Annotated in this window: 19 protein-coding genes and 1 tRNA gene; 12 read left to right on the plus strand and 8 right to left on the minus strand. The window is 44.6% G+C overall.

Features of this window, described 5'->3' with window-relative positions:
* Window positions 1–96 precede the first annotated feature (96 nt).
* Both VIP81_RS15260 and VIP81_RS15265 read right to left on the minus strand, forming a co-directional pair.
* Complete coding sequence (locus tag VIP81_RS15260; protein WP_331962332.1) at window positions 97–519, minus strand: VOC family protein; 423 nt, start codon at window positions 517–519, stop codon at window positions 97–99.
* A gap of 73 nt (window positions 520–592) precedes the next feature.
* Window positions 593–1,816, minus strand: coding sequence for an ROK family transcriptional regulator (locus VIP81_RS15265; RefSeq protein ID WP_331962335.1), 1,224 nt, complete (start codon window positions 1,814–1,816; stop codon window positions 593–595).
* 214 nt (window positions 1,817–2,030) lie between these two features.
* Between VIP81_RS15265 and VIP81_RS15270 the strand changes: the two genes are divergently transcribed.
* The 6 genes from VIP81_RS15270 to VIP81_RS15295 all read left to right on the plus strand — a co-directional run bounded on the left by VIP81_RS15270 (window position 2,031) and on the right by VIP81_RS15295 (window position 6,592).
* Window positions 2,031–2,112: transfer RNA gene (locus VIP81_RS15270), tRNA-Leu, on the plus strand.
* Window positions 2,113–2,380: 268 nt separating this feature from the next.
* Window positions 2,381–2,596: a hypothetical protein gene (locus VIP81_RS15275; RefSeq protein ID WP_331962338.1), complete on the plus strand. Its 216-nt coding sequence runs from the start codon at window positions 2,381–2,383 to the stop codon at window positions 2,594–2,596.
* A 112-nt stretch (window positions 2,597–2,708) separates the two neighbouring features.
* Window positions 2,709–4,088 (plus strand): trigger factor, encoded by a 1,380-nt coding sequence (tig, locus tag VIP81_RS15280; RefSeq protein WP_331962341.1) that lies wholly within the window; start codon window positions 2,709–2,711, stop codon window positions 4,086–4,088.
* The gene (gene clpP / locus VIP81_RS15285; protein WP_211973853.1) at window positions 4,078–4,779 is read left to right on the plus strand and encodes an ATP-dependent Clp endopeptidase proteolytic subunit ClpP; all 702 of its coding nucleotides are present in this window, start codon (window positions 4,078–4,080) and stop codon (window positions 4,777–4,779) included. The genes tig and clpP overlap by 11 nt, the downstream gene beginning before the upstream one ends.
* A 222-nt stretch (window positions 4,780–5,001) precedes the next feature.
* On the plus strand, window positions 5,002–6,249 hold the full coding sequence (clpX, locus tag VIP81_RS15290; protein WP_331962349.1) for an ATP-dependent Clp protease ATP-binding subunit ClpX: 1,248 nt from the start codon (window positions 5,002–5,004) through the stop codon (window positions 6,247–6,249).
* 55 nt (window positions 6,250–6,304) lie between these two features.
* Window positions 6,305–6,592, plus strand: coding sequence for a hypothetical protein (locus VIP81_RS15295; RefSeq protein WP_331962352.1), 288 nt, complete (start codon window positions 6,305–6,307; stop codon window positions 6,590–6,592).
* 80 nt (window positions 6,593–6,672) lie between these two features.
* On the opposite strand, the gene VIP81_RS15300 is transcribed toward VIP81_RS15295, so the two are convergent.
* The 6 genes from VIP81_RS15300 to VIP81_RS15325 form a co-directional block, all read right to left on the minus strand.
* A complete protein-coding gene (locus VIP81_RS15300; protein WP_331962355.1) occupies window positions 6,673–7,527 on the minus strand; it encodes a cytochrome c in 855 nt (284 codons plus the stop codon).
* Between the two features lie 445 nt (window positions 7,528–7,972).
* A complete protein-coding gene (locus VIP81_RS15305) occupies window positions 7,973–9,112 on the minus strand; it encodes an acyl-CoA dehydrogenase family protein (RefSeq protein WP_331962358.1) in 1,140 nt (379 codons plus the stop codon).
* Window positions 9,113–9,124: 12 nt separating this feature from the next.
* A complete protein-coding gene (locus VIP81_RS15310) occupies window positions 9,125–10,186 on the minus strand; it encodes a helix-hairpin-helix domain-containing protein (protein WP_331962361.1) in 1,062 nt (353 codons plus the stop codon).
* Window positions 10,187–10,257: 71 nt separating this feature from the next.
* On the minus strand, window positions 10,258–11,019 hold the full coding sequence (locus VIP81_RS15315; protein ID WP_331962364.1) for an MBL fold metallo-hydrolase: 762 nt from the start codon (window positions 11,017–11,019) through the stop codon (window positions 10,258–10,260).
* 24 nt (window positions 11,020–11,043) lie between these two features.
* Window positions 11,044–11,361 (minus strand): hypothetical protein, encoded by a 318-nt coding sequence (locus VIP81_RS15320; RefSeq protein WP_331962367.1) that lies wholly within the window; start codon window positions 11,359–11,361, stop codon window positions 11,044–11,046.
* A gap of 153 nt (window positions 11,362–11,514) precedes the next feature.
* The gene (locus tag VIP81_RS15325) at window positions 11,515–13,068 is read right to left on the minus strand and encodes a response regulator (RefSeq protein WP_331962370.1); all 1,554 of its coding nucleotides are present in this window, start codon (window positions 13,066–13,068) and stop codon (window positions 11,515–11,517) included.
* A 346-nt stretch (window positions 13,069–13,414) separates the two neighbouring features.
* On the opposite strand from VIP81_RS15325, the gene VIP81_RS15330 reads away from it, so the two are divergent.
* The 6 genes from VIP81_RS15330 (at window position 13,415) to VIP81_RS15355 (ending at window position 20,063) form a co-directional block, all read left to right on the plus strand.
* Entirely contained in the window at window positions 13,415–14,659 is a 1,245-nt protein-coding gene (locus VIP81_RS15330; RefSeq protein ID WP_331962373.1) for an HD domain-containing protein, read from the plus strand.
* 68 nt (window positions 14,660–14,727) lie between these two features.
* Window positions 14,728–15,777, plus strand: coding sequence for a UDP-3-O-(3-hydroxymyristoyl)glucosamine N-acyltransferase (gene lpxD / locus VIP81_RS15335; RefSeq protein ID WP_331962376.1), 1,050 nt, complete (start codon window positions 14,728–14,730; stop codon window positions 15,775–15,777).
* A 41-nt stretch (window positions 15,778–15,818) separates the two neighbouring features.
* Window positions 15,819–17,234: a bifunctional UDP-3-O-[3-hydroxymyristoyl] N-acetylglucosamine deacetylase/3-hydroxyacyl-ACP dehydratase gene (locus VIP81_RS15340; RefSeq protein WP_331962379.1), complete on the plus strand. Its 1,416-nt coding sequence runs from the start codon at window positions 15,819–15,821 to the stop codon at window positions 17,232–17,234.
* A gap of 5 nt (window positions 17,235–17,239) precedes the next feature.
* Entirely contained in the window at window positions 17,240–18,040 is an 801-nt protein-coding gene (lpxA, locus tag VIP81_RS15345; RefSeq protein WP_331962382.1) for an acyl-ACP--UDP-N-acetylglucosamine O-acyltransferase, read from the plus strand.
* Entirely contained in the window at window positions 18,024–18,641 is a 618-nt protein-coding gene (locus VIP81_RS15350) for an ABC transporter ATP-binding protein (RefSeq protein WP_331962385.1), read from the plus strand. Before lpxA ends, VIP81_RS15350 begins: the two co-directional genes overlap by 17 nt.
* Before the next feature lie 147 nt (window positions 18,642–18,788).
* Window positions 18,789–20,063, plus strand: a complete 1,275-nt coding sequence (locus VIP81_RS15355) for an MFS transporter (protein WP_331962388.1) — start codon at window positions 18,789–18,791, stop codon at window positions 20,061–20,063.
* Window positions 20,064–20,102: the final 39 nt, after the last annotated feature.

Raw genomic sequence — 20,102 nt, forward strand, 5'->3', positions numbered from 1 at the left:
TTAGCTTTTAGCAAAATGCAGCGGAGATAAACATATTTACTATGTTCTCCGCTGCATTTTGCTAAAAGCTAAAAGCTAATGGCTAAAAGCTATTTACTACATCGGCATTGGCTTATTGTAACTCACCATCCAGTGAATTCCGAATTTATCTGCTGTTTGGCCATACCGATGTGCCCAGAAAGTTTCCTGCAGCGGCATTTTAATAGTGCCTCCGGCAGACAGTTTACTAAATAAGCGTTCTGCATCTTCAATGGAAGTAACGCCGAGTGCCAGTTCTACAGAGTCGCCATTGACAGGCGGCTGTCCTACCATTCCATCGGAAGCCATCAGGTCAAATCCGGGTGTTTGCAGGAAAGCATGCATAACCAGGTCCTTTGCTTCAGGAGGTATCTGATCCGGCATAGGCGCATCGCCCATGGTCATGACTTTAAGGTCTCCGCCGAGTATGTCGTGATAAAAATTCATTGCTTCCCGACAATTGCTGTTAAAAACGAGGTAGGCCGTTAATGTGGTAGACATAACAAATCTTTTAGGGTAAGAAATTGGAATTCAGGTGAACAATAAAGTTAACCAAAACCCCGCCTACTTCAAATTAACTTATTAATACCTTGTTTCGTACCAGCAGGCAGGCGCCGATAATACCGGCACGTTCTCCCAGGCTCGACATTTTCAGTTTGGAGTCGTTGCTTACCAGGCTAAGGGAATATTTTTTCATAGCGCTTTTGATGGGCAACCGGATGTGATCTTGTGTAGCCGCCAGTGCGCCTCCGAGGATCACCAGTTCAGGATTGAAAATATTCATGAGCAAAGCCACGCCCCTGCCCAGGTTCTCTCCTACTTTAGCAATCAGCTCAATGGCCAGCATATCATCATGATTGGCGGCTTCTATAATATCATGCAGGTGAATATCCTCTGCCGAAAGATGGGTGCGGGAAAGCATAGAAGAAGATCCTGCGGACAGCTTCTGCCGGAACATGTTTACCAGTGCCCAGCCGGAAGCTTCTGTTTCCAGGCATCCCTTTTTACCGCAATGGCAGATAATTTCGTTATCGAATAGGGGTATATGCCCTACTTCGCCGCTATAACCGGATTTACCGTAATAGAGTTCTCCGTTTATCAGTACACCCATTCCAATACCATAGTCCAGGTTGAGGAACAATACATTGCGCTCCCCGTTAACCAAATCAGAACAAAACTCGCCATAGGCCATGGCGCGGGAGTCATTTTCCAGGAAAACCCGGATGCCTACTTTGGCAGCAATGACTTCACTGAGGGGCTTCTCATCGAAATAAAACAGACTATAATTATAGCCGGTAGCGTAATTGATACGTCCGGCGATATTGATTCCGATACCGAGAATTTTTTCTTTGGGAACGGTGAGATCATCAATAAAGTTATTAATGAGCAGGCATAGCTGTTCCAGCGAAGCTTCAGTATTATCCAGTTCATAAGGCAGCCCCTCTACTGTGGTGACCAGGTTTTTATGCAGGTCAGACAGGCCCAGGTTGAGATGATCCTGTTTTACATCTACACCGATAAAGAAGGCCGAATCCGGCACCAGGCCATACAGATTGGGCTTACGGCCACCGGTAGATTCTATTTTACCATAATCCATCACCAGCCCATCTACAATCAGGTCATTTACCAGGTTGGTGACCTTGGGCGTACTCAGGTTCAGCTCTTTACAGAGATCGGCAATAGTAGCATTGCCTGAATTGGCGAAATATGCCAGGGCAGCCTTTTTTAGGTTGATATTTTTATAGGCTACACCGGTAGCACCTGCACTGTTTAGTTCTTCGAAAAAGGTTTTAGCCATAGCATCAGATAGACTTTGAGTTAATTGCTCTCCAATTTAAGCACCTTAATTCTAATTTTTTTTAAAATCAGCTGAGAAAGGTTGGTAAAGTTCTCTTATAAATGATTTTGTTAATTCACAAAAAACAATACCTTTGCAATCCTTTTTGAGCTAAATAAACAAGTATTTTCGCGGGCCCTGGGGCGCGTCTCAAAGGGAAGTTCTTATTTTTTTTGCGGATGTGATGAAATTGGTAGACATGCCAGACTTAGGATCTGGTGCCGCGAGGCATGGGGGTTCGAGTCCCTTCATCCGCACATTTTGATTTTCAATTGCTTAGGAAAATCTTTTTTGGTGACCATCACCGCTTCCATGCAACGGCTGTTGCCTGTTCCTCTTTGTTATTTCGTGATTCATGATATTATCAAGTGACCTGAAACGGTAACGTATATACGAATATTACGGGGTGCCACTTCCCTGTCCTTTCCCGTCAGAATTCCCCTAAAACAGAATAAAATTAGCTATCTTCGCGCGATCATAAAGTTGAACGATATCTACAACTAGCTGAAAATTAGTTGTTTATATTTGAAAAAGGTTAGATTAGGAAATGGTGCGAAACGTACGGATGTGGAGAAACCGGCTGATAAGCCAGCGGTAGGATTTGCTGCTGCATGGTATACGTTCCAGCCACCCGTACATATAATATTATGTGGCAATGCGTCAATATGGCAACGTGATAATGCTATGCTCTCCCTCACTTTCATTGTCACTTCTGTCTTGTTCAGACACAGTTTCACCTGATTTTATTCAAAAAAACTTCCTGCCATTCCTACTTGCCGTTGTGACTTCATGGCAGAAAAACAAACAAGGAATCATTATTGCTTCTTAAAGAACACTTTTATACAATTCAATTATGGCAACCGTTACGAGAGAAAACATTGGTTTATTGAACGATAAGATCACTGTGAAAGTGAGCACGGAAGATTACCTTCCAAATTTTGACAAAGCAGTAAAGCAATTCAGCAAAAGTGCGAACATACCAGGCTTCCGTAAAGGAATGGTACCTGCGGGCATGGTTAAGAAGATGCACGGTCAGGCTATCTTTGGTGATGAAATCCTGAAAACTGTTGAGAGAGAGTTGATGGGTTATGTACAGGCTGAGAAACTCGAAATCTTTGGTCAGCCACTGTCTTTGGAAAAAAAGGCAAAAGATCTGGATTTCAGCAAACCTGCTGATTATGCTTTCGAATTTGAAGTAGGTCTGAAACCTACCTTCGCTATTACTCCGCTTGAAAGCAACAAAACCACCCTTACGAAATATAAAGTAGCCGTTACCGAAGAAATGGTAAACGACGAAGTTCAGCGTTTACAGCTGAAAGGTGGTAAAACAACAGAACCTGAAACAATTACTTCAGAAGATAACGTGATTAACGTTAAATTCGAAGAAGCAGATGCACAGGGCAATGTAGTAGAAGGCGGAATTGTAAAAGAAAACGCTTTACTGGTAAAATACTTTTCACCTGCTATTCAGGCAGAACTGCAGGGTAAAAAGAACGATGACAGCATCGTATTCCAATTAGCTACTTCTTTTGATGAGCAGCGTCTGAGCTGGATCCTGAAAGATCTGGGCTTTGAAGCCGGCGACAAAGACGCAGCCAATAAATATTTCAAACTGACCATTACCAAAGTTGGTTTGATTGAGAAAAGAGAACTGAATGAAGAGTTCTTCAAAGAAGTTTATCCGGGAGATGAAATCACTACAGAAGAAGCTTTCCGTGCTAAACTGAAAGAAGAAATCGGAAAATACTGGGATTCTGAAAGCAGGAACCACCTTCACAACGACTTGTTTGAGGTACTGGTGCATGAAACGCCGATAGATTTACCAAAGGATTTCCTCAAACGCTGGCTGCAGGTGGGCGGTGAAAAACCAAAAACTGCGGAAGAAGCTGAAAAAGAATTCCCGAGTTTCGACCACCAATTACGTTGGACACTGATCAGCGACAAACTGGTTAAAGAAAATAAACTGGAAGTTTCTTTCGAAGAACTGAAAGAAAATGCCAAACAGAAAGTATTAGGCTACTATGGCGGCGCCGCTGCTGATGGAGCAGAATGGTTAGACAGCTACCTGGATCGCCTGTTACAGGATGAAAAATTTGTAGACCAGACTTACCGTGAAATGATCACTGCCAAGTTATTTGACTGGGCTGAAGCAAAGGTGAACGTGAAAGAAGAGGAAATCAAAGCAGAAGATTTTGTTAATTTACCTCATAAACATCACCATCATGAACATTAATAATGAATTTAGAAAATATGCCATCCAGCATCGGGGAATCAGCAGCCTGGTAGTAGATAGTTACGCTAAAAGCCACCAGTTAAACAGCCTGACTCCTTACATTCTTGAAGAGCGTCAGTTGAATATGCAACAGATGGACGTTTTCTCCAGGTTGATGGCTGATCGTATTATTTTCCTCGGAGATCCGGTGAACGACTACGTAGCAAACGTCATTACTGCGCAGCTGCTGTTCCTGGAATCTTCTGACCGTACCCGCGATATCCAGATGTACATCAACAGCCCCGGTGGTAGTGTGTATGCTGGTTTAGGTATCTACGATACCATGCAGGTAGTTTCTCCTGAAATCGCTACTATCTGTACCGGTATGGCCGCCTCTTTCGGCGCTGTATTGCTGGTAGCCGGCGCTAAAGGAAAACGTACCGCGCTGAAACATGCCCGTGTAATGATTCACCAGCCTCATGGCGGTGCAGAAGGCCAGACTTCAGATATCGAAATCACTGCACGTGAGTTCGTGAAACTGAAAAAGGAACTGAACGAAATCATTGCCGGTCACTGCGGACAGCCGGTGAAAAAAGTAGAAAAAGACTCTGACCGTGACTATTGGATGACTGCGGATGAAGCGAAAGAATACGGCATCATTGATGACGTACTCCAGAAGAATCCAAAGAAAAATCTGGATACACCACAGTAAAAGCTTAAAGCTCAAGGCATAAAGCACAAAGCTATTGTAGCGAATGAGGTAGCGATACATATAAAAATTCGCTATTCCCTTCGCTACAATAGCTTTGTGCTTTACGCTTTATGCCTTCAGCTAATAAGAAGACTTATGCTTTCGGCTATTTAGTGTAAATTTGTAACCCTGCAATACCATTGCAGGCGATGATAGTTTCGTAGAAAAATAATCTATTCCGAAATGAAAGAATCAAAAATTCGTTGCTCCTTTTGCAGCCGCTCGAAAGAAGAAGTGCAGATATTGATAGCTGGCGCAGAAGGACACATTTGTGAAAACTGTGTAGCCAATGCGCAGGAAATAATTGACCAGGAGCTTTTCCCTCCGGGCAAGAAAACTGCCACCGCCGCCGTAGCACCGAACTTCGCACCTAGAGTGTCCAAACCTATTGACATGAAGAAATTCCTGGACGAATATGTTATCGGACAGGACGATGCAAAGAAAATACTGGCCGTAGCGGTATATAACCACTACAAAAGACTCAATCAGCAAATAGGAGATGATGAAGTGGAAATTGAAAAATCCAATATCATCATGGTAGGTGAAACCGGTACCGGAAAAACCCTCCTGGCTAAGTCTATCGCCAAACAATTAAACGTACCCTTCGCCATCGTAGATGCTACCGTATTTACAGAAGCCGGCTACGTGGGAGAAGACGTGGAAAGTATCCTCAGCCGCCTGTTACAGGTATGTAACTACGACGTGGAAGCAGCGGAACGCGGTATCGTTTACATCGATGAAATAGATAAAATTGCCCGTAAAAGCGATAACCCTTCCATCACCCGTGATGTAAGCGGAGAAGGCGTACAACAGGGCCTCCTGAAATTACTGGAAGGAACAGAAGTACTGGTACCTCCTCAGGGCGGTCGTAAACACCCTGAACAGAAACTGATCAAACTGAACACACAAAACATTCTCTTCATCTGCGGCGGCGCATTCGATGGTGTGGAAAGAATTATCAGCAGAAGAATACAGACGCATTCTATCGGCTTCACCGTTAACAAGGAAAAAGAAGAAGAAAACAGAAAACAGATCCTGCGTTATATTAACTCCACCGATCTGAAATCCTTCGGCCTGATTCCCGAATTACTGGGACGTTTGCCAGTGGTAACCTATCTGAATTCACTGGATAGAGATACCCTGAAACTGATTTTAACAGAGCCTAAAAATGCACTGGTAAAACAATACAAGAAACTGTTCAAGGTAGAAAATATTGACTTGCAGGTAGAAGAAGAAGCCATCGACTACATTGTAGATAAAGCAATGGAATACAAACTGGGTGCACGTGGATTACGGTCCATCTGTGAAGTAGTGCTGAGCGAGGCCATGTATGAACTGCCATCTGCCAATGAAACTACGTTTCATCTTACCAAGGAATACGCACAGTCAAGACTGGAACAGTCTACCCTGGTTAAATTGAAAGTAGCATAACCATTACCGGCATTCCGGTATGGCTACACTATCTCTAATCATAAAACCTCTATTTATGCAGGAACTCATTCAGCAATTGCAGGAAAAAGCCGGACTCACGCCCGAACAGGCTGTACAGTCCATTGATGTGATCAAAGAATATGTGAAAGGCAAATTACCTCCTTTTATTGCAGGTACAGTGGATAACTGGTTTGCAGGTATGTCGGACAAAGCCGAAGGTAAAAAGGCTGGTCTGATGGATCAGGCAGGTGATTTTCTGGATAATGTGAAAGATAAGGCGGAAGATTGGGCAGAAGAAGCGAAGGATAAAGTGTCCGACTTCTTCGACAAAGATAAAAAGTAGTTATTCCTGCTACACAGGAAAGAGGGATTTTCGGTTGTGTTGATGTACAAAATCAACCCAGCTGAAAATCCCTCTCTTTTTTACAGGCTTCTCAAATACAGATACAACGCGATTAACTCGTCGTCTGTATACCGGGCCGTCATTGTCCACGGCATATCTTTTACCAGCAATTGTTTTCCTTCCGGTGTTTTACCACTACGCAATGCCGTAATAAATTCATCCTTAGACCATTTCCCTATACGCCCGGAACCGGTGATATTAGCCACTGGCGCACCGCCCGGCACAGGGTTGTCGCCACCCGTTAATGTTGTCTTCTGACAACCGGTACAGGAAGCAGATAAATATTTCCCATAATCTGCCGTAGGCCCTTTCGCTACCAACGCAGGTTGCTGCCGGCTATGGTCAATATATTCAGCGGGAAAGAGCGGCATTTTTCCTAGTACAGACAATACTTTGCCCATAGGTCCAATTTTTATGGCCACGGAAGGGAGGTCTATTTTAGGCTGTGCTTTACAAAAGGCAATTATAGCCGCTATATCGTGATCATCCAGCCGGTTGTAGTCTTCTGAAGGCATGAGCAATAAAGTCTTGTTTTCGGCATTTAAACCATGCCGCATGGCCTTTAACCAGGCTTTATTATCAAAGTCTGCGGCTAGGCCTCCTTTACCATAGGTAAGATTGGTGCCGGCAATTCTGCCAATGGCGGGATCATTTACAAAAACTTTCCCGCTTAAATCAGCGCCGTGGCATTCCCCACAACCTTTGATTTCATACAGATGCTTTCCTGCAGCAATGCTGGCGGAATCTTCCGGTATCGGAATTTCCCTTACCTGCACACTATACTGCTTGTTTACATGTTGGCGAAAAGAAAAACGGATATAGCAAAAGCCATAGCAACGATCACAACTAAACCGAGCAGCATCCTGCCGGTCCATTTTAATATTTTGGAGAACATAACAACTAAAATAAATTCAAGGCAAAAGTAATAGGGATAAATATTACAGACATCAGTAGCACTGCTGAATTATGGAAGAAACATAACGTGGATTACAGGCATTACATTTTTACTAAGCATCTTTATACGGTTATACGGGGATAAACCAGTCAGACCCGGTATAGAAAAGCACCCTTGTTACAGGGTGCTTTTCATTGCGTAAAAGTGTTTCAAATCTTTCTTGATTTTGTGTGTTAAGGTTGATAAACGGTAAAGAGTGATGAATTAACCCAAATTTAACGTTCCTTTTGCAATATTCAATAACACTAAAGGGGTAATATTAATTTATTTTGAAAAAATGATGAACGGCTTATAAAGCGTCTTTTCATAAATTATAAAAATACATCTACTTCAATATTTTCAAAATCAATAGCAAAATCGTTATTCTATCTCAGTGCTTCCCGGGCAATAACGATCTTTTGGATCTCTGAAGTTCCTTCGCCGATAGTGCATAATTTTGCATCTCGATAAAATTTTTCTACCGGAAAGTCTTTTGTATAGCCATAACCGCCAAAAATCTGCACCGCGTCATTGGCTACCCTCACGGCTACTTCAGAAGCGTAATATTTGGCCATAGCGGCTTGTTGCGTCATTTTCACCTTACGGTTTTTCATATCCGCTGCCTGCATCGTCAATAACTCAGCAGCCTCAATTTCTGTTGCCATATCTGCCAGTTTAAAGGAAATCCCCTGGAAGTTGGCAATTGGCTGATCGAACTGATGTCGCTCTTTGGAGTACTTCAAAGCCGCGTCCATAGCGCCTTTGGCGATACCCAGCGATAAGGCCGCAATAGAAATACGTCCTCCGTCAAGTACTTTCATGGATTGTATAAAGCCATCTCCTTCTGCTCCCAGCATATTTTCTGCGGGAATACGGCAGTTGTCGAATATCATTTCTGCGGTTTCAGAGGCACGCATCCCCAGTTTATTTTCTTTTTTGCCGCCGCTGAACCCAGGTGTGCCTTTCTCTACAATAAATGCGCTCATACCATGACTATCACGCACATCCCCGGTACGTACGATTACTACCGCCACATCACAGCTTTTACCATGTGTGATCCAGCATTTGGTACCATTAATGATCCAGTCATTGCCATCTTTCTTTGCCACACATTTCATATTCATGGCATCAGAGCCGGTGTTGGGTTCTGTTAAGCCCCATGCTCCTATCCATTCACCGGTAGCCAGCTTGGGCAGATACCGCTGCTTCTGGGCTTCATTCCCAAATTGCAGGGTATGACCGGTACACAGAGAATTATGTGCAGCCACGCTTAATCCGATAGCGCCACAGATGCGGGATATTTCACTGATTACGGTGACGTATTCCAGGTATCCCAATCCACTGCCGCCATACTCTTGCGGTACCAGTACCCCCATGAGTCCCAGCTCCCCCAGTTTCTTAAATACCTGCACGGGAAATTCCTGTTGTTCATCCCATTCTAACACGTAAGGTTGAATATTTGTCTTTCCGAAATCCCGGATCATTTGTGCAATCTGTTGTTGCATTTCCGTAGGCTCAAAGTTCATAAACGTGTGGCTTTAATGTTTGACCTCAATGTAATATTCAATTTTACGATAAATAATCTCATCCACCAACGGGAGAGAGCGGAGCTCGGCAACTGCCTTGAAACCCGCGTGGGTATTGCGATACTGCACTATTAAGTGGGCTAGTTTGTAGCGTATGTATGGGTGAGCTGCCAAAGATTTTTCATCTGAGAGGTTGAGGTCCAGTTTTATTAGAGAACTATTACCGATCTGTAAGAAAGGTTGAATTTTTTGAAATAGGGAATCCGCCAAACCATAGCATTCACCTACCTGCGCCACCGCATAAAAGCCTCCCAACCGGTCGCGAAAGTTCACTATGCGTCTGGCAAAGCCCGGTCCGATGCCCGGTAATGTTTGCCATGCCAGCGTATCTGCTGTATTAATATCAATCATGGTAGCCGGGGCTTTCTTACGATAACGGGTAAACGAAGCATCGCTGTTACCGGGAGCATGGTCATGGTAACCTCCACGAAAGGGATCGGTATTATCCGCCGCGGTGTCACTATAATAGCGTTTACCAGCCCGGTAATACTCCTGTTGCCGGCCAGTGGAATACTTGTGATACGGCCCGTAGCCCCGGTCTCCACCGGCTGTTTCATATCTCCCGAAATGCTCCTCCTCCCTCCTGCCCGCTATCCGCACATAAGGCATTAACCTGGCGCATAAAGCGGGTGGCAAACTATACATCTTCGTCAGGTCAGCTGCGGTGCGGAAATGTCCTCCATGAGCCAGGTACTTGCTGATGCTGCTTGCTGTACGCTCACTTACACCTAACTGTTGCCATGCGGCTACCGATACAGTGTTGGGATCGAAATAAAATAACGTGCCCGCTGCCGGTGGGATTGAAGTAGTAGTGATGTTGGTGGCCAGGCCCGCTTCATAGGCCATTACTGCGGCTTTTAAGTCGCTACTATCGGCTACGGGCATACGCCGCTGAAAGTAAAAAAGCAAGTCGGGACTATAACCAGTTAATATCATAAGTACCACCAATATTAAGATGCCATGGCGCTCCCGGCGTGAAAAACGCAGGTACCCGCGGACGAAAGACTTCCACATGGGTCAACAAAAATTTGTCGCTAAGCTAAGGAGCCTGTTACCGTTTTTTGTTAATAGAAATAAAACAGACTTTAAATTTCCAGGCGCAGGCCATCATAAGCCAGGGCGGTTCCGGGGGGAAGTTCTTTAGATACTTCTTCATGCAATCCCAGCTGATGGCTGATATGCGTGAAATATACCGCTGGTATTTCCAGCTCTTTACCCAATGCGATGGCCTCTTCCAGGGTAAAATGTGAGATATGCGTTTCTTTTCGCAGGGCGTTCAGCACGAGTATTTTGGAGCCTTTGATCTTTTCTTTTTCTTCCGGAGCAATATAGTTGGCATCTGTGATGTAAGTAAAATCATGGATCCGGAAACCGATGACCGGCATTTTATGATGCATCACATGTATGGGGGTAATGCGGAGTCCATTCACATCAAAAGGCTCGTCTGCTATGGTTTTCAGGTTTATTTCCGGAATGCCCGGGTATTTAAATTCTGTAAAAGCGTAAGGAAATTCACGTTTGATAACGCCCTGTGAAAATTCGGTGGCGTATATATTAATTGCTGTTTTCTGGAAATAATTAAATGCACGGATATCGTCCATGCCGGCAATATGATCTTTATGGGAATGCGTAATGAGCACCGCTTCCAGGTGACCCACTTTTTCGCGGAGCATCTGATAGCGGAAATCCGGCGTAGTATCTATCACAATATTACCTGCCGGTGCAGTAATCATGATACTGCTTCTTAAGCGTTTGTCTTTTTTATCTGATGAGGAGCAAACTTCGCAACCACAAGCTATTACGGGGACTCCCTGCGATGTACCTGTTCCTAAGAATGTAACTTTCATCCCAAAATCATTTGTCGGTTTAACCTATTCTGCTGTTTGTTCGGCTTCGGCCTCATCTGTCCCTTCTTCCGGGATCGGCTTGCTGGCCTGTATTTGTTTGTACAGTTTATGCGATTCCGCCGTCAGGGCTTCTTCATTGAGTGGCAGGGTTGTTAAAATATCAATGAGGGTGTTGATGCGTCCTTCCAGGTTCAGAAATTTATTGATCACTACCACCTTCTTATGTTCCAGGATGCAATAACCAGAGAGGAAACTACCTTTTTCGAAGCGCAGCACATATTTGGCTTCGTCGAAGATTTTTTCCAGCTTGGTCAGGTTGTTAGGTGTGATTTTGATATTCATGCGGTAAAAATAGCAAAAAGGCGAAAGCAAAAAGCAAAAAGCATGTCCCTAATGGCGGAAAGCAGAAAGCGAAAAGCAAAAAGCTATTATGTCCGAGATATAAGCGACGATCTCCGGGAAAATAGCTTTTTGCTTTTCGCTTTTTGCTTTCTGCTACTTTGTTACCATTCGGGCGAAGGGCACAATCATTTCTTCCAGGGAAATGCCTCCATGCTGGAAGGTGTTGCGGTAGTAGTTCACGAAATAGTTGTAGTTATTAGGATAACAGAGATAGCCATCTCCTTTGGCAAAAATGTAGGAGGAATTCACGTTGGGCTTGGGTAAGCCGGCATCGCGGGGATCTCTGAAGGCCAGTACTTCTTTGGGATCATAGTTCAGATTACGGCCATGTTTATAGCGCAGGTTGGTGGTGGTTTGTTTATCACCAATCACCTTTACAGGTGTTTTTACCCGCACGCTGCCATGATCTGTGGCGATGATCAGGTTTATTTTTTTATCACTGATACGTTTCAGTGCCTGGTGTAGCGGACTATGTTCGAACCAACTGGCGGTAATAGAGCGGTAAGAGGCTTCGTCGCCGGCCAGTTCTTTGAGCACTTCCATTTCTGTGCGGGCATGGCTGAGCATATCCACAAAGTTGTATACAATTACGCTCAGCGGGTAATCCAGCATATTGTGGATGTTGTTGAGCATGATTTGCGCGTCTGCATGGTTGGTTACCTTGGTATAAGAAAACCGGGGATCCATTTTCAGCTGTTTCAGCTGGGCGGCAAAGAAATGTTCTTCAAACATATTTTTCCCGCCTTCTTCGTCATCATTTTTCCATTCCTGGGGAAATCTGTGTTCAATATCTATGGGCAGCATGCCGGCAAAGATGGCATTACGGCTATATTGGGTACTGGTGGGGAGGATACTGTAAAAAGATTCGTCTTCCACCAGCCGGAATGATTCCTGGAAAATGGGCTGAATGGCTTTCCACTGGTCGTAGCGGAGGTTATCTATCAACAGGAACACATTGGGAACGTTAGGGTCCAGATTGGGAACCACCTTGTCGCGGAACAGGGTATGTGACATGACCGGTGCTTCCTTCGCCTTTGGATGAAGCCAGTCGCTGTAATTGCGGCTGATAAACTTAGAGAACTCGTTGTTGGCTTCTGTTTTCTGGGCATTAAATACTTCCAGCATTTCCGGGCTGTTGGCTTTTGTCATTTCCATTTCCCAGTACACCAGCTTTTTATAGATATCCATCCACTCATTATAGTTAGGGTTGGAGCTGAGGGCCATAAAAAGGCTACGGAACTCCTGCTGATACGCGGTGGTGGTTTTTTCTGCCACCAGTCTTTTGTTATCAATTATTTTTTTGAGAGATAATAATACCTGGTTTGGATTGACCGGTTTAATGAGGTAATCGGTGATCTGGGAGCCGATAGCGTCGTCCATAACGTCTTCTGCTTCATTTTTGGTGATCATGACCACGGGGATCTGCTGATCTATCTCTTTAATTTTACCGAGTGTTTCCAGGCCGGTGATACCGGGCATGGATTCGTCCAGCAATACCACATCTACCACTTGTTCTTTCAGAAATTCGAGGGCATCGTACCCATTTGTGAGGGCAGAAACTTTATAGCCTTTGCTTTCCAAAAAAATAATTTGTGATTTCAGCGACTCTATCTCATCGTCTACCCATAGTATATTTATCTGGCTCATAGTAAGATTTAAGGTTCCGGTAAAAAAAGAAAATTACCCCTATTTTTTGGCAAATATCGTTCCCCGTCTATCATTTGCCGGTAATTATATGTTAAAAACGACGGATCCGGGTAAAATGATCGCAGTAAAAAGTGGGAGGGCTGATAAAGTTATTTACCTTCGCATCCATAACATTTAATTACCTGTAACCTACCAATTGTTTTTTACTGTCATAGGGGTTTCGTGGACGGAGAGCGTCATTATAAGTAAAAAATTTACATATAATTAATTCATGGTGTAGTTTTGCATACCCACACCAGGGATTTCAGACGTGGACGCTCCTGTTTGAGATGTATAATTAAATGCAATGACCGAACGCAAGCGAAAAATTGTTAATGATCCGGTGTATGGCTTTATTACCATAGATCACCCGTTGATTCTTAACCTCATTTCACATCCATATTACCAGCGGCTTCGCCGCATACATCAGATGGCGCTGGCGCAACTGGTGTATCCTGGTGCTATGCATACGCGGTTTCATCATAGCATGGGTGCTTATCACCTCATGAGTATGGCCTTACAGGAGCTTCGCAGCAAAGGAGCAGCCATTACCCTGGAAGAGGAAGTAGCCGCTAAAATGGCCATTTTGCTGCACGATATAGGGCATGGACCATATTCCCATGCGCTGGAGAACGGCATTATTGAGGGCGTATCTCATGAAGAGATTTCGCAGTGGCTGATGGAAGACCTAAACAGGGAGATGAATGGCGCCCTGTCACTTACACTGGATATTTTTAACGGACGATATCATAAAAAATTCCTGCACCAGCTGGTGTCGAGCCAATTGGATGTAGACAGGATGGATTACCTGAACAGGGACAGCTTCTTCACCGGTGTGGCCGAAGGCACCATCGGGTACGACCGCATTATAAAAATGCTGACGGTTCATCACGGAGAGCTGATGGTGGAGGAAAAGGGGATTTATTCTATAGAGAAGTTTATCATAGCCCGGCGGCTGATGTACTGGCAGGTATACCTGCATAAAACGGTACTGAGTGCGGAAAACATGCTGGTAAAGATCCTTTGCAGGGCTAAAGCCCTGGCACAGGAAGGGCAACAGCTGTTCTGTTCACCTGCGCTGTCATATTTCCTGTATAACACGGTTACCAAAGACAATTTTGAGCGGGAGCCGGATTGTCTTCGGTTATTTTGCCTGCTGGACGACTATGATATTATGGGGGCTATAAAAGTTTGGACAACACATGAGGATAAAGTTCTTTCTCTCTTGTGTAAATGGTTAATAGACAGGAACTTATTCAAAGTAGTTTTAAGTAATCAGGCGTTCGACGGCAGTGCGGAGCAATTATTGCAGGAACAGGTTAAACAAAAGTGGGGCATTGATGGTGCCGATCTGGCGTACTTCGTTTTTTCCGGTGCAGCCACCCTGAGGGCTTATAACGTTAATGACGAGAAGATTAATATCCTATTTAAAGACGGAACTGTAAAAGACATTTCCTCCATCGACAATGCACTGATTAGCCATACTCTGGCGATACCGGTAAAAAAATTCTACATTTGTCATCCAAAAATTCAGGCTAACAACGTTTTATAAGGAATAAAATGTTAAAGAATAAGTTCATACTATCCGGTGTAGCCTGGAAAACATTACAATTTTAAATTATGCAGTTTAGCGCATTACAATTAGCTACCATGCTAGATGGTAAGCTGGAGGGAAATCCGGACGTAAAGGTGAGCAACATCGCCAAGATTGAGGAAGCTGGCGAGGGCATGCTCAGTTTCATTGCCAATCCTAAGTATGAAGAATTCATATATACCACCAATGCCTCCATTCTGATCGTGAATGAGAGCCTGGTGATAGAGCGTCCGATTAAATCTACCCTGATCAGGGTGAAAGATGCTTACAGCAGCTTTGCCTTGTTACTGGAGCAGTACAGGTACCTGACGGGTAATAAATCGGGTATTCAGCAGCCATCCTATATTCCCACTTCGGTGAAAATGGGAGAAAACGTGTTTGTGGGGGCTTTTGCCTACCTGGGGGAAAACGTGGTGCTGGGTAACAACGTAAAAATATATCCTGGTGTATATTTAGGTGATAATGTGATCGTTAACAACGATTCTATCCTCTATCCGGGTGTAAAAGTATATGATAACTGTATAGTAGGCAGCCGCGTAATGCTGCATGCCGGTTGTGTAATTGGTGGCGACGGCTTCGGTTTCGCTCCTCAGCCGGACAGTTCCTATAAAAAGGTACCGCAGATTGGTAACGTAGTGATCCATGATGATGTGGAGATAGGCGCCAATACGACGATCGACAGAGCCACCATGGGTAGTACCGTGATCCGTCAGGGTGTGAAACTGGATAACTTAATCCAGGTAGCCCATAACGTAGATATTGGTACCAACACGGTGATTGCAGCGCAGACAGGCGTTTCCGGCAGTACCAAAATAGGACAGAACTGCGTAATAGGCGGCCAGGTGGGTATGGTGGGACATATCCACATTGCAGACAGCACCAAAATCAATGCACAGAGCGGTTTATCCAAGTCCATAACCGTTCCTAACACCTCTCTCACAGGCTCTCCGGCGTACGATTATAAAAGTTCGCTGAAAAGTCAGGCAATTTTTAGAAATTTGCCGGACCTTGAAAAGCGCGTAAAGGAGTTGGAGGAGATGGTAAAACAGCTGCTGCAGGAAAGAGCGGGTGTATAAATTGATTACTGGTTAAATAGTTACATATTAGTTAGCTTATTATGGAAAATCAACAGTTGCAATACCAACATACCCTGAAAGGCGAAGTTACCTTATCGGGTATTGGCTTGCATACAGGTGCCTATGTTAATATGACACTCAAGCCGGCAACACCCGGCCATGGGATTAAATTTCAACGTATAGATCTGCCGGGACAACCCATCGTGAAAGCCGATGTGGATTATGTAGTGGAAACAACCCGCAGCACTACGCTGGAGCACAATGGCGCCAGGGTGAGTACCGTAGAACACATCATGGCTGCACTCGCAGGAACAGGTGTGGACAACGTACTGGTGGAGCTGGACGGTGGGGAAATTCCTATCATGGACGGTAGTGCCTACGCATTTATTGAAGCCATTGAAAACATTGGCCTGCAAAACCAGGATGCTAAGAAAGTGTACTATACTATTGATACCAACATCAGTTATTATGATGAGAAGAAAAAGGTAGAAATGGTGGCTATGCCAGCGGTAGACTATCGTATTACCTGTCTGATCGACTTCAATTCCCCGGTACTGGGCACCCAGCACGCCAAAATGAAGGGAATCGAAGAATTCAAAACAGAGATTGCGCCTTGCCGTACCTTCTGCTTTTTGCATGAACTGGAATATCAGTTGTCGCTCAACCTGATTAAAGGTGGTGACATCAACAACGCGATCGTTGTGGTGGACAAACCGGTAACAGACGAGGAACTGTCCCGTTTAGCCAAAGTATTTAACAGGGACACCATTTCTGTACAGAAAGAAGGTATCCTGAACAATATTGAATTACGTTTCCCGAACGAGCCTGCACGTCATAAGCTGCTGGATGTAGTAGGTGACCTGGCACTGATTGGTTACCCTATCAATGCGCATATCATCGCTAACCGTCCCGGTCATGCGTCTAATGTGGAGTTTGCCCGTGCGATAAAAGCGTATATCAAAAAGAACAAGCATAATAAAGACGTACCTGTTTACGATCCAAATCAGCCACCTGTATTCGATACCGCACGTATTGAAAGAACATTGCCGCATCGTTACCCGATGCTGCTGGTAGATAAGATCATTGAACTGGGTGAAGAGAAAGTAGTAGGTATCAAGAATGTTACCTTCAACGAAGGCTTCTTCCAGGGTCACTTTCCAGGCAACCCGGTAATGCCGGGCGTGCTGCAACTGGAAGCACTGGCACAGGTAGGTGGTATTCTGGCATTGAATCGCGTACCGGATCCTGAAAATTACGATACTTATTTCCTGAAAATAGATAACTGTAAATTTAAGTCGAAGGTAGTTCCGGGCGATACGATGATTCTTAAAATGGAGTTGCTGAGCCCTATCAGAAGAGGACTTGTAGAAATGCGGGGGACAGTATTCATCGGCAACAAAGTAGCTACTGAGGCCGATATGATAGCACAAATTATAAAAACAAGAGAAGGCAAATAATAGCAATGATCCACCCGCTAACATACATACATCCGGACGCCAAAGTTGCGCCTAATGTAAAAATTGATCCATTTACCGTTATACATAAAAATGTAGAAATCGGTGATGGTACCTGGATAGGTTCCAACGTAACCATTATGGAAGGAGCCCGCATCGGCAAAAATTGCCGTATTTTTCCAGGTGCTGTTATTTCTGCCATCCCTCAGGATTTAAAATATGCGGGTGAAGAAACAACCGTGGAAATAGGTGACAACACCACTATCCGTGAATACGTAACCATTAACCGCGGCACAAAAGACAAATGGAAAACCGTTATCGGGAATAACTGCCTGATCATGGCTTACAGTCATATTGCACACGATTGCGAAGTAGGTAACTACTGCGTATTTTCCAATAACACCACCCTGGCCGGACACATTACCGTGGGCGACCACGTAGTACTGGCGGGTATGGTGGCTATCCAGCAGTTTTGTAAAGTAGGTGATCACGCCTTTGTAACCGGTGGTTCCATGGTGCGTAAAGATGTACCTCCTTTTGTAAAAGCTGCCCGTGAACCATTATCCTATGTAGGTGTAAATTCCGTTGGATTAAAGAGAAGAGGATTTTCCCTGGAAAAAATCAACTCTATCCTGGATATCTACCGGGTGATATTTGTGAAAGGCTTTAAGTTATCCAAAGCTATTAACATCATTGAAGCAGAATTCCCGGCCACCGATGAGAGAGATGAGATCCTGTCATTCATTCGTGAATCAGGTCGTGGTATTATGAGAGGCTATACTTCCCGCACCAATGACGATATCTCTTAACCAGGCAGGTAAGCGTTTTAACTACGACTGGATCTTCCGGCGTGTAACCCTCACCTTTAGTGAAGGACAACGTTATGCCATCCTGGGACCCAATGGTTCTGGAAAATCAACATTATTACAGGTAATCAGCGGTGCCATTCAACACAATGAAGGCACCGTTACCTATAGCACACCGGAAAAACCCATCGCTCCTGATGCGTTTTTCCGGCATTGTGCCATTGCAGCTCCCTACCTGGAGCTGATCGAAGAGTTTACCCTCACTGAGATCATTCAATTTCACCAACAGTTCAAGAATTTCCTGCCAGGCATTACGCCCGCTATGGCCATGCAAATGGTAGGACTGGAAAAAGCCTCCAACAAACAACTTCGTAACTTTTCTTCCGGCATGAAGCAACGTATTAAGCTGGCCCTGGCCATCCTATCCGATGTACCCGTGCTGTTGCTGGATGAGCCCTGCACCAACCTCGACGCTGCCGGCACCGCCGTGTATCAGCAACTCATCACCGAATATGGCGGCAACCGCCTTATTATCGTGAGCTCCAATGATGAGCAGGAATACTTCATGTGCAAAGAGCATATTCACATTCTGGATTATAAATAGAGCGGAAAGCTGAAGGCATAAAGCAAAAAGCTATTGCTGCGAATGATGAAAGCGATTTTCATCCTGTTATCAGCGCTGATAGCTTTTTGCTTTATGCTTTTCCCTTTCTGCCTTAAAAAAGTATCTTCGTGAAAAGCTAAATGCTATATGAAGACTGCCAGTAAGAAAGTGATCAATGGCTGGGCAATGTACGATTGGGCTAACTCCGTGTACAACCTTGTTATTACCACTACTTTTTTCCCTATCTATTTTTTAGCGGTAACCAAAGAACATGTTTCTTTCCTCGGAATGAATTTTGTCAACTCCGCCTTGTACAATTACACCATGGCCGCCGCTTACCTGGTGGTAGCCTTCTCCTCTCCTATCTTGTCTTCCATTGCGGATACGAGAGGAAATAAAAAGAATTTTCTGCGCTTTTTTACGATTCTCGGTTCACTCTCCTGTAGTGCCCTTTTCTTATTCAACGGCGACCGGCTGATGTTGGGGGTGGTTTGTTTTATGCTATCTACCATAGGCTATTGCGGAGGATTGGTATTTTATAATTCCTATCTCCCTGAAATTGCCGCTCCGGAAGACAGGGACCGGATCAGCGCCCGGGGCTTTAGTATGGGCTACATAGGCAGTGTGCTGTTGCAACTGATAGGATTTGGCCTGGTAGTACTGGGGCCTAAACTGGGCATGGATGAAAGTTTACCGGTACGTCTTACCTTTTTGCTGGTAGGTGTGTGGTGGTTTGGTTTTGCCCTGATTACTTTTGCCCGCCTGCCCGATAGTGCGGGTACCATGACCAAACATACCGGTGGCGCGCTGACAGAAGGTTTTACGGAATTACGCAAAGTATATGCACAGGTAAAACAATTGCCGGTATTAAAAAGATTCCTGCGTGGCTTCTTCTTCTACAGCATGGGTGTACAAACCGTGATGATGGCGGCTACTATTTTTGGCAGCAAAGTGTTGCACCTGGAAGCTTCCATGCTGATTGTTACGGTGGTGATCATACAGGTGGTGGCTATTGCCGGCGCCTGGAGTATGGCCAGACTATCCACAAGATTTGGTAATCTTCGTGTAGTGATTGCCGTTATATTGCTCTGGATAGGCATCTGCATAGCGGGTTATAAAATGCAAACGGCTATGCACTTCTATTTACTGGCTACCGCGGTAGGACTGGTGATGGGAGGTATACAATCGCTCAGCCGCTCTACTTACGCCAAGCTGATGCCGGAAACCCAGGACACCACTTCTTTCTTCAGTTACTATGATGTAACGGAAAAAATATCTATTGTAATTGGGATGTTTTCCTTTGCTTATATAGATGACCTGACCGAAGATATGCGCAACTCTGTACTGGCGCTGGTAGTGTTTTTCGTGATCGGATTAGGCTTTATTATTTCCGCATTGCGGAAGCAAAATGAGGCCGTTTAGTTATTAAATAATGTAGTTATTTGGATATTTGGTGCGCAG

Origin of the sequence: Chitinophaga sp. (assembly GCF_036566945.1) — a bacterium.
Classification (GTDB): domain Bacteria; phylum Bacteroidota; class Bacteroidia; order Chitinophagales; family Chitinophagaceae; genus Chitinophaga.